This window comes from Trichocoleus sp. FACHB-262 (genome assembly GCF_014696035.1).
Taxonomy (GTDB): domain Bacteria; phylum Cyanobacteriota; class Cyanobacteriia; order FACHB-46; family FACHB-46; genus Trichocoleus.
This window is the reverse complement of sequence record NZ_JACJPK010000086.1, coordinates 271,933-286,728: the sequence shown is the minus strand read 5'-3', so window position 1 is coordinate 286,728 and position 14,796 is coordinate 271,933. Positions and strand designations below refer to the sequence as shown.

Here is a 14,796-nt window from a genome sequence, read left to right as displayed (position 1 = left end):
ATGAACAATAGAGGTGAATGGGTAAAGTTAACGGGGCCGAATGACACGAGGAGCTGCGATCGCCGGAACTTGACAGCGCTTAACTGGAAACTTTTGTGTATCATAAGTGCCCGACCAGGTAGCTAGCAAGTGAGTCGCTAGTTCAATCACCTCTGCCTCGGACTCGACCACCTGCCAAATTGATTTGAGCGTAGAAATTCCAGAGTGTTGGCGATCGAGGGCTAGCCGCCAACCGACTGGAATGCCAGCCAAGCTGTTGTAAGCTCCAGCTAAGGCACCTGTGAGGGTTGCCACTAACTGTGGCGAAATTTTCATCTGCAAGGAGCGTAAAACAGCCAAATGCCAATCCTGGGGTGTCGCTAGGCAACAATAAAGTGCTGCCATCATCGGTGAAATGAATTGAGCGTTTGGCAAAGCTGTATCTTGCAGAGGCTGGCATAACTGCGATCGCGCCATTTCCAAGCTGGCGTTCTGCTGTATCAAGGTTTGCACTTGAGCCAGTTGCTGCATCAATACAGCGATAGTCTCTGAGTCGGCAATTGGGTCAGCGGATTGGGCCTCTAAGCGAGTTAAGGCATTAATGATTTGGGGAATTAACTCTTGGGGCTGCAACTGGTTCTGTAAAGCCTGAGCGATCGCCAAACTCAGCACGAAGTTAGCCAGAACGGCACTGCTCAGAACTGAGCTGGGAGGCAGAGAAGCGCACTGGTAAAGCTGGCTTAGCTTTCGATAGAGTTTGGTTTCATCCTCATGAAAAAATAAGGCGATCGGTAGACTGGCGATCGCCAGCCCTTCCGCTCCTAACCCCTCTGGATGCCCAAGCTCAACATCTGACTGGAAGCGCTGCTGCCAATCTGCTAAATCCAACTCTCCTCGCTCCACCAGACTCCGAGCCCCTAGTACCGTTAGGCGGCCCCATGCTGGGGCTGAGAGGCTAAGGGGTTCGGAAGCCAGCAGTTGCTGAGCTTGGCGCTCAGGATGACCCAAAAAAAGTTGAGGCTGGGCTAGCTCACTTTGGTCTGGTTGAGACAAGTGAGTCGCCCAAGCTACGCCTAAAAGTTCACCTATGGCTGCGCCTACGAGTACTCCTTGAAATTGACTCAAGAGTGAGTATCGCATTCATTTTCTTCCTGGTTGAGTGCAATCGATGGCAGAGGCAAGCGTGGCTTGAGCTGTCCTTCCCTACTCACCATCTCAGTAAATTCTGCCTACTTTCATAGTCCTTGCTACATAACAAAAGAGGGGTGAAACACCCCTCTTTCTGCCAATATTATGCCAATGTAGTTTGGTGCTGGCTGAGTACCAAAGCGTCAATCTACTTTAGTGGTATAGCTACAGAACAGCGATCGCTGCCTTAGGCTTGGCCTGGCTCCAGACGAGCATAGAAGATGCCCCGGATCTTAACTTCTACAGGTTCACGAGAACCCATGTCAGTTTCCGAAGGCTGCTCACTTTCAAAGGTGCCAGCAATCTCGCCACTGGTGTTGTCCACCTTAGCGACTTGGAGAGAAATCTTACCTTTACCAACATCAAAACTCTTCACGTTCTCGCGCCGTAGTTCATCACTATCAGCTTGAGCGGGTAGCGCAACAGCGTTGTCATAACCTGTTGCTAAACCACGGCCCTTGGGGTCCAGGAAGTTAGCGGTCCGGTAGGATGGGACTTTGAATTTACCTTCGAAGTCAGTAGAGGTGTTGATCACACCATTCAAACCCGGCTGGGTCTGCGCGACTAACCCTTTGATGGTGAATAGGAAAGGCACCCGCTCACCACCAGCCAATTGCACGGTAATGGCTTGGAAGTCGAGACCATCTTCTTCCTTAAAGGTGAAGCTGCCATCAGCATTGGGTTCAAGTGCGCCGCTGACGGCTTCAATAGAAGAAGTTTGACGGGTCACTAGCTTCGCAGGCTTATAGGCAGCCTGGGAGCGCTTGCTAACACCTTCTTCCTTCACAAAGAAGTCAACTGGCTGTAAGCACAGGCTATTTAGGGTGTAAGACTTACCCGTATCCACGGTGATAGACCCACGTGAGGTCTCATCTAATTGGGGACAAGTGTTTGCCAAACCAGTTCCTCTGATCTGCTCGTAGGTGAGAAGATCTCGGTTCACGGTAGTACTTGGCCCACTGCTACAAGCAGTCAGCACACCCAAGCACAAAGCCAGGAGTGAAACGATTAAAGCACGATACCTCATAGTCAACCTCAATACCAATGTTATAAATCCCTGCCAGGGCAATCTAAAATTTGGGCTTCAGGCACTCAAGCGAGTAGGGTGATGGCCCGCAACCAACCTGAGGCAAAACGGCCACACTTCATAAACGCCTGCGCTCTGTTTTGGGCGTGCTGCCGCAACCACCAGGAGAATTTTGAACCACTGCCAGGTTTAGCTGGATTCTTATGATTTTCGCAATGGTCCGGCCAAGACCTAATACAGCATTTTACACGTCCTTGGATCGCCTTTCGCTTGAGGTGGTAAGCAAATCACAATTGTTTGAGTGAATGGGGATCAAGCTGAGTTATTTTCACCTGGAATGGCGGAGTACTTTTTGAGCAGCAGATTCTAATTCAGCTTGGGATAAAGACTCCTGTAAAGTTGGGTTGACCCAATTGCGATTGATTGAAACGCAGCCCACAAGGATTAAATGGTGATGGATGACAATATTCAGGTGGCATCGGAGCTAAGGCCCGACTTTGCCGCGATCGCTCAGGTAGTAAGAACTTCGGCTCAGAGCTATGAGGGTGACTGTTTAACTCTCTTAGCTCTCCTGCGACTACTGGAAAGCTTGCACCGAGAAATTAGTGACAGTTTTTTTCAAGATTCGCTACCGACCAATCGCCAAGCGCTCTATGCATTGTTACGGGACATAGAAGCTGAGGGAGGTTGGCCCTATATTCATCGCATGAAGCTACAGGCACTTTTAGTGAATTTGCCACCAGAAGATCCAGGTGAGGTATCTTCAGAAGTAGTATCCATGACAGCTGAACCTGGAGTTGAGTCTGAGGATTACGGTTGAAGGCAACCATCGTTCACTCTATTGTTAACTATTGAGCTTCAGGTCAGCAAAAGGGCTCTAGACCTGAAAGCTCTTAACTACGGTCCAGTTTCAGTTGTCAGGACTAGGTGTCAGGACTAGGGTGTAACGAAGCTAGAAAAGTTAAGCTTAAATTCAGTTCAAGCTCGCAGCATTCAAGCTTTACTAAAGCAGTAGCTGACGCATTTCCTTAAGCTTAGGCGCGTCTTACATAGACAAGCAGATCTTAGTATCTTCCCTAACTCCAGGAACTTTTACTGATCCTTATGTCTAGTGCTTCCCACTCCCGATTGCTTCCTCTACTGTCAGACATTTGTGGGCGAAATCTGAAGCTGGAGTCAACTTTAGCAGAATTAACCCTATACGACTTTGCAGTTGAGTCTCATCAACCGGGAGAAGAGGTAGCGCAAGCGTTCCATCAGAATCCTTTGCTGCCAGGGGTGATTCTGATGGAAGCAGGGCGCTTTGTCGGGATGATTTCTCGGCGGCGCTTCTTAGAACATCTCAGTCGGCCCTATGGGTCAGAACTGTTTTTAAGGCGACCGCTAAGAGCGTTGTATCCCTTTACGGGAGAAGATTTTTTAATGTTTTCGAGTGACGTTGCCATAGTGGTAGCAGCCCGTCAAGCCTTGCAGCGATCGCCCGAACTTTTAGCAGAACCAATTTTGGTGCATTTTCAGCCGCACACTTACAAATTGCTGGATGTACATCAACTGCTCGTGGCGCAGTCTCAAATTCATGAACTCGCTACTCAGATGTTAAATAAGCTTTATCAAAGACTAGAAGTTACCAACCAAGAGCTATATCGCCTCGTAGTCTTAGATAGCGTCACTCAAGTAGCAAATCGGCGGCACTTTGATGAATATCTGGCGCAGGAATGGTGGCGAATGACCCGTGAGCGATCGCCTCTTTCATTAATCCTCTGTGATATTGACTGCTTCAAAGCCTATAACGATACTTATGGCCATTGCGAGGGCGATCGCTGTCTGAGGCAAGTAGCTCAAGCCTTGAGTCAAGCGGTCAAGCGTCCTGCCGATCTAGTCGCTCGCTATGGCGGAGAAGAGTTTGTGGTAGTTTTGCCCAATACAGAAGCGGAAGGGGCAGTTCGGGTAGCTGAAGCGATTCGCTTAAGTATTAAAGATTTACAAATTCCCCACGTTAATTCTTTGATTGGCGATCGCTTGACGCTTAGCTTGGGCGTTTCTAGTACGATTCCCAATCCAGAGATTTCTCCTGAGGAATTAGTGGTGGCTGCTGACAAAGCTCTTTACCATGCCAAAACTGCCGGGCGCGATCGCACCATTCTCAATTTGTCTCTGGGTGAGATCTAAAATTCCTGATTTGATAAGCGGGTGGCGAGAATCGAACTCGCATCAATAGCTTGGAAGGCTATGGTTTTACCACTAAACTACACCCGCACTTGAATTTTGCCTGCTTGCCAGTCTTAAACATCGCTGGTAATCAAGCCTAAACTAGGATAGCACAACTATTAAAAACTTCAAACTAAAAATTGTTCAATTAATTAAGTTGATCGTGATACTCACATTTAGGTTACTAGAAACCTCAGATTTTTCATTCTCCTTTATGAGGTTAGAAGCTGGGGTAAAATCCCAAGAAGTGATCACACACTTGGCTAGTTCGTCATAGGCTGGACTCGCACTAGGCTTTATGACCTCTATCTCTCCCTCTCGATTTGAAACGCGCCCTTGCTCATCGATCGTGATTCTTAGTTCTACTAGCTCACCATAATAACGCCGACTTTCAGGCTCGAGTAGACAGCCAAAACTCGAAGCATCTGAGAAAAAGGTTTGGTTGGTGACTTTAGGCTCAGCGGGGTAATCGGGAATATCTCCCACATTTTCAGGCACGCTGACCCCGGTTAAGCTAGCTTGAAATCCAGCAGGGTTTGGATCTTGCGAAACGGGTACTTGACCGATCGCCTCACCTAAACCGCCATCAGTCGGAGCGGGCGCTGAGTCTGGAACTGTGGGTCCTGGAGGTAAAGGGTTTGATTCAGTTTCCGATTCTTCTGAAGCACTGTCAGGATTCCCCAACGGAGCTTCGCTACCTTCCTGAGCAGTTCCTGTTTGGCCTTCAGGTGCTGGTAAAGCCCCAGTATCCTCCGAGGTTTGTTCGGGTGGGATATTAGATTCTGTCGGTGCCTCACTCCCATTGCCCGGCGCTACAGGTGCCTGATTATTAGCCTGATTATTATCAGCTGGCGGGGGTACTACATTTGCTTCTGGCTCTGGATCGCGGCTGGGTTCGGGACTGGCTTGGGGGTTGGGTAAGACAGGTGGAGTAAACGGTAAAGATGCTAGTGGAGTGGCAGAGGATGGTTGCGGTGGCTGCGATACAGGAGGCGAAGGGCTAGGAGATGGGACCGTAGGTGCCGGGACCGTAGCCTCTACAGACTCTGGGAGGATGGCAGTTACCCCAGGTTCCAAGACGGCAACTCCATCATCGGCTTGAGGTGGTGCCGAATCAGTCACAGGGTCTTGAGCGATTGAGGCGGCTGGAGCGGTGGCTTCAGCTTCTATAGACGCTGTTTCGGGCGCAATATCTACCACCTCAATGGGTGCAGAACTGACGTTTGAAGGTTGAGCGATCGCGACTCGAATGGACCACCACCGCAGCGTCAACGCCAAGAGCACATGGATCACGATGGAGCCAGAGAGGACAGCCAGCCAAAGGTTGGGCGGATCAGCATGGCGACGCCAATCAGCAGACTGGTTTTGAGCGCTGGGATCAATTAATGGGGTCATGGTCAAACGAGATAAAAGCTAGGCGATAAAAATTCTAACGATTCCTCATCTAAATTTGCTTTTTCGAGATAATCGGAGCAAAGCTGGGAAAATGTTTAATGCGGTTACAAGATATTTGCAACGGACCTGCTACCTTAACCTTGAATCAGGTCGCGCATGATGCAGATTTAGTGAAGCAGATTCAAGTTCGTTTGCGCGATTTACAAATGCCCATTGGTGAACCTGATGGTCAGTGTGGGCCTTTAACTGCCGCAGCGATCGCGCGTTTTTGTAAAGCGTTTAACGCGGCAAATGACGACCTCACTCCAGAGATTGCTAAGCAGCTAATTCAAGCAAAAACGATTCCTAACTGCAACCCGTTGCTGGAGATGCTAAGTCCAGGACAGGTGGCTGAGATTTTGGACTGCCCTCTGAGTGATCTGGAGGCTTACTTACCGGGAGTTTTGCAAGCGTTTCATCAGCGTCAGTTGCTTAATCGTCCTACTTTAATTGCCGCGATCGCCACCATCGGCGTTGAAACAGGAGGTTTCCGCCCGATCCATGAGTGGGGAGACGACGATTACTTCACCCGCATGTACGAATATCGGGATGATTTAGGCAACACTCAACCCGGCGACGGAGCCCGCTACCACGGACGTGGTTTTGTACAAATCACGGGACGAGCGAATTATCGAGAATATGGTCAAAAGCTAGGGTGCCAGCTAGAAGAGAATCCAGACCTGGCTCTCGACCCCAAAACTGCTGCCGAAATTTTAGCGTTGTATTTTTACGATCGCGGAGTCGATCAGGCTGCCCAAAAATCTGATTGGGAACAAGTTAGACGACTGGTCAATGGTGGCCTCAATGGTTGGGATGAATTCATCAACTTCGTCAAACGGGCTCAAAAAATGCTGTAACAGTACGTTTCTGCTTTTTGCTGCGTGTTTCGTCGCTACTCCTGCGACTTCGCTTCTGGGTTAAGGGCAAAAGTCAATACCGTTTCATCCACTCCTTTTAACTTGAGCGGGCTGAACTTGGTGATTTCTTCTTCTTCCAAATAATCCGCTACTGCGGCAGAAACCAGAATGCAATTAGGTTCTGCCGCCTCTTGGATGCGCGAAGCAATATTGACACTGGGGCCAATGGCTGTGTAGTCAGCGCGGTCAGCACTACCAAACATACCCACCACAGCGGTTCCTTGATGAATACCACAGCGGAACTGAACTTGACTAATCCCTTGCTCCTGCCAACGCTGGTTGAGTTGATCGAGTGAGCGATACATCTGCCGAGCCGCTGCGATCGCCCGCCGCACTTGCTCGTTGGGGGTTAGTTCCTCAGGAGCCCCAAACAAAGCCAGAATCGCATCTCCCATAAACTTATCTACCGTACCGCCATTGTCAAAAATGGCCTGGGTCATTTCTGCCAGGTACTCGTTGAGCAATTCTGCCACGCGGCGCGATCGCAACGTATTCGACAGTTGGGTGAAGCCAATGATGTCGCTAAATAAAACCGTTATAAGGCGCGGTTCAGGCCGTAAATCTAGGGACAAATCACCTGCTGCGGCTTTTTGCACCATTGTTGGTGGCAAGAAGCGTCGTAGGACAGACTCTGTTAGGTAAGTATTCAGCTCTGCTACTCTTCGCTCATTTGCTTTCAAGGCGAGCAAATTCCGCACCTCTGCCAACAACTCTCGATCATTAAAAGGTTTAGATAGGTACGCATCTGCACCCCGCTCCGCTCCCTCAATCCGGGTATCTTCATCGACCTTCGCAGTCAGCAGAATAATTGGAGTGCCGCGCAAAGTCTCAGAAGCCCGCAGCATTTGGATCATGTCGAGTCCAGACACCAGCGGCATCATCAGATCGGTCACAATCAAGTCTGGGTGCTGCGCCTGAGCCGCCTTGAAGCCCTCACCCCCATTGCGAGCAGTCAACACTTGGTAGCCCGCTTGCCGCAATACCCTGGAAACATAAGTTCGTAAGTCTGGATTGTCATCTACAACCAGAACCTTACTGAGCGAGGCTACCGCAGCAGCAGTTTTCTCCTGTCCGGGTTTGGCAATTTTACCGACAACCGTATCTAGGCCAGTGAGTCCTGATTCTGGTGTAGGTGATGCTTTCTCATCCTTTTCATACCGTTCAGCTTCAATATCCGCCAGTTCGACAGCAGCACGACTCATCTGGGCTTCTGTCGCGACTTCAATCACTTGCTCTGCTGGCAAGTGCGCCAGACCTGTCTGGAGCCAAACAGTAAAAGTCGTGCCTTCGCCATACACAGACTCAACTGAGATCTGTCCTCCGTGCAGCTCAACTAGCTCTTTCACCAAGGCAAGGCCCAAACCGCTTCCTTCATAGCTCCGATTCGCAGAGCCCTCAGCTTGTCGGAAGCGCTCAAATAAGTGCGGAATCTGATCGGTACGAATGCCGATCCCGGTATCTTTGACCTGCAACAGGCAATGATCGCCAGCCAATTGCATCGATACTGTGATTCTCCCGCCCGCTGCCGTAAACTTCATGGCATTGGACAAGAGGTTGTAAAGTACCTTATCAAATTTTTCTAGGTCAAGGTAAATGGCAGGACAGTCTTTTAGCTCAGTCAGTAGTGTAATTTCTTTCTTGTCGCAGTAAGGCTGAAACGACTCCACCACCTGACTAACAAACTCTGTCAGGTCGCAGGGGCGGAAGCTCGGCTGCATTCGCCCAGCATCGAGTCGCTGCAAATCAAGCAATTGATTGACCAACCGCAACAGGCGGCGCGAGTTTCGCAAAGCGATCACTGATTGGTCAGCAGCCAACCCTTCTTTCTGAGCAACTGCCGATTCTAAAGGACCAATCATCAACGTGAGCGGCGTACGAAACTCGTGAGAAATATTTTGAAAGAATTCAGTTTTTTGGCGGTCTAACTCTATAAGCTGCTCCGCTTGCTGCCGAGTTTTTTGGTAAAGGCGAGATTGTTGCACAGCGATCGCGGCTTGTGCTGCCACAGCTTGAGCCAAATCAATCTCTGAAGCTTTCCAGCGGCGAGAATGACGCACTTGGCGCAGAGAAATGCTGCCAATGATCTTGCCATCGGACAGCAAAGGCACTACCAACAAAGCGCGGGCGGGCGATCGCAAAGGTAAATCAACTACATTCAACTCTGGATGCTGACTCAGATCCTCAGTGGCTACCGGTTTTTGAGTAGTCAACAGATGCTGTAATACTGGATTCCCCTTGATCGGCACCCGTGACTGGGGCAGATGCCGCAGAGTCGCTCCCGCATCTTCTAATCCATCCAGCGATGTTCCACTCCGACGAGTATTTATTTGAGGATGACCCGCTGAAGGTAATTGGGTGGTTTCCAGAAACAAGTGTGAATTCAGCGACGAATTGGTACCAACTGTAGAAGTCGGCAGCAAGCTAACCAAATCCTCGCCTATTGACTCACTCGTCTGCGAGCTGGAGTCATGTAAGCCCACACATTGCACATATTCATCATCTTCCGTCCACAACGACAGCGCACAGCCATCCACATGCAGGGCTTGGCCTAACTGTTGAGTAATCGCAGCAAAAATATCTTGCGGATCTAAGCTAGAACGAATTGCCGAGGTAATCGTATTCACCAACGCTTCTCGCTGGGCCAAAGCCTGGACTTGCTCGTAAGCACGGGCTTGGGATAAAGCTAGAGCTGCTTGATCCGCCACCACAATTACTAATTGAATTTCGTCATCCTGCCAGACTCGGGGTTCGCCACTTTGGTGCAACGCCAGCACCGCCATCAACTCTTGGCGGCAGATCAAAGGTACAACCAGGCTAGAACGAATATCCGCATCACGATAAATCTGCTGACGCAGCTTAAAATCTGGAATCTCCGATTCAGAATCGCTCAGCGTAGCAATATCGTCTAGGATTTTGACTTCCTGAGTTTTCCAGACAGTCTGAGCTAGGCGGCTCCAATCGTTAGTACTTGGCTGTGCAGCATCATTGGGCACAGAGATCAGTGTGCCTGCACTACTCTCAGCACCATTATTCTCCAGAGCGTGGTGATTTGAGTAGGTGTCGCCATAAGAACGAGCTGCATAAACAAACCACTCATCCTCCATGCGATCGTCTTGAAAGGGGCGTAGAACGCAGCAACTCACTTCAAACATTTGCCCCATCGTATCGACAATCGTCTGCATGATTTGTCGATAATTGAGAGCGCTGCGAATTGTATTCGTAACAGCGTTTAGCAAAGATTCTTGACGCAGCGTCCGACACAATTCTCGGGTGCGAGCTTTAAGCACATTGTGAGTATCAACTGCTTGCCGCACTACACCTTTAAGCTCCTCATCATCCCAAGGCTTAGTGACATATTTAAAGACTTTGCCAGAGTTAATAGCCTCTACCAAATCTTCCACATCTGTATAACCCGTCAAAATGATCCGGATAATATCTGGATATTGCGTGGCTGTGAGGCTCAGAAACTCTGTACCACTCATCAGGGGCATGCGCTGGTCTGAAATGATGACCGCGATATCCCCTTCATTGGCTAGAATATCCAGCGCCAGAGGTGCACTTTCAGCTCTAAGTACCTTGAACTCCCGGTGGAAAGTTCGGTAGAGCAAATCCAAGTTGTCTGGTTCATCATCGACAACCAGAATTTTGGGTTTATTATTTTCTGGTGGTTTCATGCACCGCTCTCCTGCTGTAGAGGCAGTTGGTTCAACAATCGTCGCGCTGGATATGAGTTACTTAAACAGGAAAAACCGAGCTGTGCCAGACTAGCGGCACACCTGAGCGCTCCATCAGTGAGTTGATCGACACCAAGTTGCTGCACTACAGTTAAAGCGATAATTCGTATTTTTCTCCCGCAAACTCTTGGGAGAGATTGCAGACTTGAAGGTTGCTGACGAGACACCCCCATCAAAGGCAGCAGCGCAAAGACCCGCATCACAAACCTAGGTTGCGGTCCTTTGCTACCAGTTCTGAAGAAAAGAGGTGTGACGACAGTCCCGATATTCAAAGACGAGAAAATCCAGTTGCTAATCTGTACTGATTTACTAATTCCGTCTGAAATAGGACTCCTCAGAAAAAATTGTGACAATTTTAAGGAGCAAACCTCGATCATGATGGTAGTTAGTACGCGAACGCTCTGCTGTACAACTTGTGCAATCAGAGCTGAGTCTTGCAAGACTATCTAAATATCTAAAGTTAAGGTGCCCAATCTAATTGAGGATTTAGCCAGGCTTAGCTCAAGGTTAATGCACTCCTCATACAATCCTAATACAGTTCCAAAATTGCAAAAATTAACAAGCTAGCTATGGTGCGGAGGGCTCTAGTCTGAATTGCAGTCTTGATAGAACCCTGACATCGTCTCGGCAAATAATTTAGGATCTTTACTGGCTATGTATCCTGAAAACAGTGAGTTTTCCTTTTTATTCCTCAATGTCTGATGAGCAAACTTCTTCTGAACGACTACTAGACTCGGCCAACTTCAGCATTCGTGTGGCTCAGTTGACAGATTTAGGGGGTCTAGCTGACGTTCTGGCCGATAGTTTCCATCCTCGGTCTGGCCTTATGCATTGGTTGTACCCGCTGCTCCGCCTAGGCATTTATGAAGATTTGCGGAATCGCCTCCGGTCTGCAATCCCGGATTATGTTTGTCTAGTGGCTGTGCAAACTTCGACCGAGCAGGACTTGTCCGCTTCAGCACCGAGTGATGCCTTAATGGGAACGGTGGAGATGGCGCTACGCCCTGCGCACCTGTTCCAGTTTCATCAGACTAAATATCTCTATCTTTCCAATTTAGCGGTTCGCTCAGAGTACCGTCGGCAAGGGGTGGCTCATCACTTGTTAACTGCTTGTGAGAGCATTGCCCTGAGTTGGGGCTTTCAAGATATTTATCTCCATGTTTTGGAAAATAATCATCAAGCTAGACGGCTTTATCTCAGAACAGGCTACAAACTGCAACAAGCTGATCCAGGTTGGAGCGCTTGGTTACTAAGGCAGCCACGACGCCTGTTTTTACACAAGCGCCTGACCCCTATATCAGCAGCACAGCTCACATAGGCATGTACTGTTAGTAATGCACCAAACTAGATTTGCGAGATTGCTTTAGTTAGAGCTAGCCACGTTCGATCGCCCAAGACAACCCTAACTAGCAAAATAAACGTAGTGAATACTAAAAGCATGCAGAACTTGCCTGTTTATTCTGCATTGCTTCTGTAGTTATAAGCAGTCAGCATAATTTTTGCTAAGACAAATTAAATTCCCTAACAAAAGCTGATTTTCTACGACAAGCTATTCAATTTTGTCAGGAAACTTTACTCTTTCTTGATTTAACTTCTGTTTATCTTTATATGCCCTTTAAACTATGACCCATCAAACAACTTTTGAGCATCAAGCTACTCCTAAGGATTGATTAGTCTAGGGTTGATTGCATGCCATAGAATATGGGTATGAAGCCAGCATTTGACTCCTGAATGCAAATTAGACAGAATTAACGTCAAGTTATAGCCGACTAACCAAGATTATTTTTAATCGCCATACTTGCCATACTTATGGTTAGTTAGCTAGTCTGTGCTGGGTTCGGGTGCATGCCCACAGGAAGTTACTAGGAGTAAGTCTTGATGGATAGCGAAAGTCAGCAGCGCTACCAGACTGCCTCTTTCGAGGTTGATGTTCCCGTCAACCGTACCTGTGCTGTAGGCAAACATGCAGAAGCTCAAAACCAAAGGATGAATATTCCAGATCCCAACCCTTGCCGAGCTGTTGTTGAGCACCCAAGTTCACCTGAATTTATCACTCAACTAAACAGCGGACGGTTGTTGATGGTGAATAGCCGCCGCAGAAATGGTTTAGTTATTTACAAACAATTCCATGCCGAGTTCGCTGGCCCTGGTGCGGCTGTAGGCGGATTCTTTGATGTTAATTGTACAAAAGCAATTGCGGTTGGGGATTTGTCGCTCATAGACCCTAACGCTCATGAAGAACGACAAAAAGCTTATTTAATTCGTCGACAATGGATTCGGCTGACTCAACAATTTACAGATAATGCGGTGCCCCTCCAGCGGGCACAGATGATTTTGAATCAGTTTGACAATTATTTTGACCCAGATACAGTAGCTCAGTTACCAGATGAAGCATTTGCACTTTTGGTGGGGGTGCTGCCTCAAACGATTCGGATGGTGCGTCAAGGCTCCACTAATCTCAATGCCAAAACTCGGCGCTAGAGCTTGAGTTGGCAAAAGCTTTGAATAGCGATCCATATCTGCCCGCTGACGTTGGTAAGGGCATGATCGCTTTCTAGCTCTATTATCTCAACCCACGATCGCTGGGCTGCAAACTGTTGACTAGCTTGGATCGGGATCACATCATCGGCACGGCCATGTAAAACCAACGTAGGAATCGGGCGTCGCAGTTGGGCTGTTGGGTATTGGGCCGCATCGCGAATGAATTCATAGTTGAGGGGTAGCGATCGCTCTTCGCCATAGTGGTAGACCGATAAATACTGTTCAGCTTGCCAGCGTTGCACTTGATCTTCGCCTAGGCGTGGTAGCCAATGATCCAAAAACTGAAACGCTGGAGCGAGTAAAACCAAGCGTTGAATCTGAGGTTGCCCCTCAGCGGCCCAAGCTGCCGTTAACCCCCCGAAACTAGAGCCGATTAAGGTGACAGGAGTAGAATCTGCCGGAAGTAACCCTGAGACCTGTTGCAATTGTCTGGTTAGGGTTAAATCGGTAAAGTCTGGTTGATTCAGGTCGGGGATTGTTAGCTCAATGCCTAGCGCTTGGAAGCGATCGCGGAGATCTTGGGCTTTCGTAGAACGAGGGCTGGAGGCAAAGCCATGCAGGTAAATGTAATGAGGCGACGCAGCAATCATGCTAGGAAACCATAGAAGTCTAGCTAAGGTCAGACCTGAGTATGCCAAAATCCCACGTCTGCTAGAGACAAATTTCAGTCAAACATTGCAAAATAGGGCGGCAATCCATTAGACAGCAGCATGGCTGAGCGATCGCCTGCAACCTTTACACCTTGACTGGAGTTGGTCATGTCTTATCCTTGTCCGCTTGCCGAACAAGTCGTTCTGATTACCGGAGCTTCCACCGGAATTGGCGCGGCTTTGGCACGAGTTTTAGCTGCAAAGTTTTTCGGTATTCGACTGGTGTTAGCCGCTCGCAGCGCCGAAAAGCTAGAAACTGTCGCTACGGAGTGCCGCAAAGCTGGAGCCGAGGTTTTGGCGGTTCCCACGGATATTGCTCAAATTGAACAAGGACAGGCATTGGCCCAAACAGCGATCGACAAGTTTGGCCGAGTGGATGCTCTAGTGAATAATGCTGGCTATGGTCAGATGGGTCCCCTGGAGATGGTTCCTGCCCCCGCCACTCGTCGCCAGTTTGAGGTCAATTTGCTCGGTCCTTTGGCCTTAACCCAAGCCTTAATTCCAGTCATGCGGCATCAAGGCGGGGGCCGCATCATCAACATCAGCTCTCTCGGCGGGCGCTTGGCGTTTCCCTTTGGCGGTCTCTATAGCGCTTCCAAGTTTGCCCTAGAAGGGTTGAGTGATGCTCTACGCATGGAACTGGAGCCGTTCAATATTCAAGTCAGTGTGGTTGAACCTGGGCCTGTCAGCACTGACTTTTTTGGCGTGGTGGCGACGGCAGTCGAGGAGGCAGTTCCCGATCCTCAGAATACGCCTTACCGCGCGGCTTTCGAGAAGCTGGAAAAGCTAGAGCAACAAACCAGCAGTCGCGCTTGGAGTGCAGAGCGAGTGGCTGACGTAATTATTCAAGCACTGAGCGATCGCCGTCCTCGGCCTCGTTACCTAGCGGCTACGGGTGGGGGCATTTTGCTGTTTCTCATGACTAAACTTTTACCGACTTGGGCTGTCGATAAATTCTGGCAACGTTTCTATGGCATTGACCGTGTGGCGAAAGACTGGCAGAGTCGGCAGAAATAAGCGAAACTAGCCTTTACCGAGCTGTGTGAAGTAACGAGTCTGCCAGCTCCAGCTCAAACCGAAGTTGCTTCACGCTTTTTAGTGTTTTTCTCCACCGATTA

At 49.0% G+C, this 14,796-nt stretch carries 11 protein-coding genes and 1 tRNA gene; 6 read left to right on the top strand and 6 right to left on the bottom strand.

Going from position 1 to position 14,796, the window contains the following annotated elements:
* Nucleotides 1-27: 27 nt before the first annotated feature.
* Nucleotides 28-1,119 carry an ADP-ribosylglycohydrolase family protein gene (locus H6F68_RS18805; protein ID WP_190561318.1) on the bottom strand — a complete coding sequence of 364 codons (1,092 nt, stop codon included), beginning with the start codon at nucleotides 1,117-1,119 and terminating at the stop codon, nucleotides 28-30.
* 235 nt (nucleotides 1,120-1,354) lie between these two features.
* A complete protein-coding gene (locus tag H6F68_RS18800) occupies nucleotides 1,355-2,194 on the bottom strand; it encodes a photosystem II manganese-stabilizing polypeptide (protein WP_190434151.1) in 840 nt (279 codons plus the stop codon).
* Between the two features lie 454 nt (nucleotides 2,195-2,648).
* Between H6F68_RS18800 and H6F68_RS18795 the strand changes: the two genes are divergently transcribed.
* On the top strand, nucleotides 2,649-3,014 hold the full coding sequence (locus H6F68_RS18795; RefSeq protein WP_190561316.1) for a hypothetical protein: 366 nt from the start codon (nucleotides 2,649-2,651) through the stop codon (nucleotides 3,012-3,014).
* A 284-nt stretch (nucleotides 3,015-3,298) separates the two neighbouring features.
* Complete coding sequence (locus H6F68_RS18790) at nucleotides 3,299-4,363, top strand: diguanylate cyclase domain-containing protein (RefSeq protein WP_190561314.1); 1,065 nt, start codon at nucleotides 3,299-3,301, stop codon at nucleotides 4,361-4,363.
* A 16-nt stretch (nucleotides 4,364-4,379) separates the two neighbouring features.
* Here the strand turns inward: H6F68_RS18790 and H6F68_RS18785 are convergent.
* Nucleotides 4,380-4,450: transfer RNA gene (locus H6F68_RS18785), tRNA-Gly, on the bottom strand.
* 96 nt (nucleotides 4,451-4,546) lie between these two features.
* Nucleotides 4,547-5,797, bottom strand: coding sequence for an energy transducer TonB (locus tag H6F68_RS18780; RefSeq protein ID WP_190561312.1), 1,251 nt, complete (start codon nucleotides 5,795-5,797; stop codon nucleotides 4,547-4,549).
* A gap of 98 nt (nucleotides 5,798-5,895) precedes the next feature.
* Between H6F68_RS18780 and H6F68_RS18775 the strand changes: the two genes are divergently transcribed.
* Nucleotides 5,896-6,693: a glycoside hydrolase family 19 protein gene (locus tag H6F68_RS18775; RefSeq protein ID WP_190561310.1), complete on the top strand. Its 798-nt coding sequence runs from the start codon at nucleotides 5,896-5,898 to the stop codon at nucleotides 6,691-6,693.
* A 35-nt stretch (nucleotides 6,694-6,728) separates the two neighbouring features.
* Here the strand turns inward: H6F68_RS18775 and H6F68_RS18770 are convergent, their stop codons facing one another.
* Nucleotides 6,729-10,427 carry a response regulator gene (locus H6F68_RS18770; RefSeq protein ID WP_190561308.1) on the bottom strand — a complete coding sequence of 1,233 codons (3,699 nt, stop codon included), beginning with the start codon at nucleotides 10,425-10,427 and terminating at the stop codon, nucleotides 6,729-6,731.
* Between the two features lie 754 nt (nucleotides 10,428-11,181).
* Between H6F68_RS18770 and H6F68_RS18765 the strand changes: the two genes are divergently transcribed.
* Nucleotides 11,182-11,805, top strand: a complete 624-nt coding sequence (locus H6F68_RS18765; RefSeq protein WP_190561306.1) for a GNAT family N-acetyltransferase — start codon at nucleotides 11,182-11,184, stop codon at nucleotides 11,803-11,805.
* Nucleotides 11,806-12,365: 560 nt separating this feature from the next.
* Entirely contained in the window at nucleotides 12,366-12,968 is a 603-nt protein-coding gene (locus tag H6F68_RS18760; protein WP_242065566.1) for a hypothetical protein, read from the top strand.
* On the opposite strand, the gene H6F68_RS18755 is transcribed toward H6F68_RS18760, so the two are convergent.
* Entirely contained in the window at nucleotides 12,965-13,618 is a 654-nt protein-coding gene (locus H6F68_RS18755) for a YqiA/YcfP family alpha/beta fold hydrolase (RefSeq protein WP_190561304.1), read from the bottom strand. The genes H6F68_RS18760 and H6F68_RS18755 overlap by 4 nt on opposite strands.
* 168 nt (nucleotides 13,619-13,786) lie before the next feature.
* Here H6F68_RS18755 and H6F68_RS18750 point away from each other — a divergent pair, with 168 nt between their 5' ends.
* Complete coding sequence (locus tag H6F68_RS18750; RefSeq protein WP_190555026.1) at nucleotides 13,787-14,695, top strand: SDR family oxidoreductase; 909 nt, start codon at nucleotides 13,787-13,789, stop codon at nucleotides 14,693-14,695.
* The last annotated feature ends 101 nt before the right edge of the window (nucleotides 14,696-14,796 follow it).

Excerpts from the sequence above, each read along its gene's own strand:
- H6F68_RS18800 (WP_190434151.1), bottom strand. The coding sequence starts at position 2,194 with ATGAGGTATCGTGCTTTAATCGTTTCACTCCTGGCTTTGTGCTTGGGT.
- H6F68_RS18750 (WP_190555026.1), top strand. The coding sequence starts at position 13,787 with ATGTCTTATCCTTGTCCGCTTGCCGAACAAGTCGTTCTGATTACCGGA.
- H6F68_RS18795 (WP_190561316.1), top strand. The coding sequence starts at position 2,649 with ATGGATGACAATATTCAGGTGGCATCGGAGCTAAGGCCCGACTTTGCC.
- H6F68_RS18775 (WP_190561310.1), top strand. The coding sequence starts at position 5,896 with ATGCGGTTACAAGATATTTGCAACGGACCTGCTACCTTAACCTTGAAT.
- H6F68_RS18770 (WP_190561308.1), bottom strand. The coding sequence starts at position 10,427 with ATGAAACCACCAGAAAATAATAAACCCAAAATTCTGGTTGTCGATGAT.
- H6F68_RS18805 (WP_190561318.1), bottom strand. The coding sequence starts at position 1,119 with ATGCGATACTCACTCTTGAGTCAATTTCAAGGAGTACTCGTAGGCGCA.
- H6F68_RS18790 (WP_190561314.1), top strand. The coding sequence starts at position 3,299 with ATGTCTAGTGCTTCCCACTCCCGATTGCTTCCTCTACTGTCAGACATT.
- H6F68_RS18765 (WP_190561306.1), top strand. The coding sequence starts at position 11,182 with ATGTCTGATGAGCAAACTTCTTCTGAACGACTACTAGACTCGGCCAAC.
- H6F68_RS18760 (WP_242065566.1), top strand. The coding sequence starts at position 12,366 with ATGGATAGCGAAAGTCAGCAGCGCTACCAGACTGCCTCTTTCGAGGTT.
- H6F68_RS18755 (WP_190561304.1), bottom strand. The coding sequence starts at position 13,618 with ATGATTGCTGCGTCGCCTCATTACATTTACCTGCATGGCTTTGCCTCC.
- H6F68_RS18780 (WP_190561312.1), bottom strand. The coding sequence starts at position 5,797 with ATGACCCCATTAATTGATCCCAGCGCTCAAAACCAGTCTGCTGATTGG.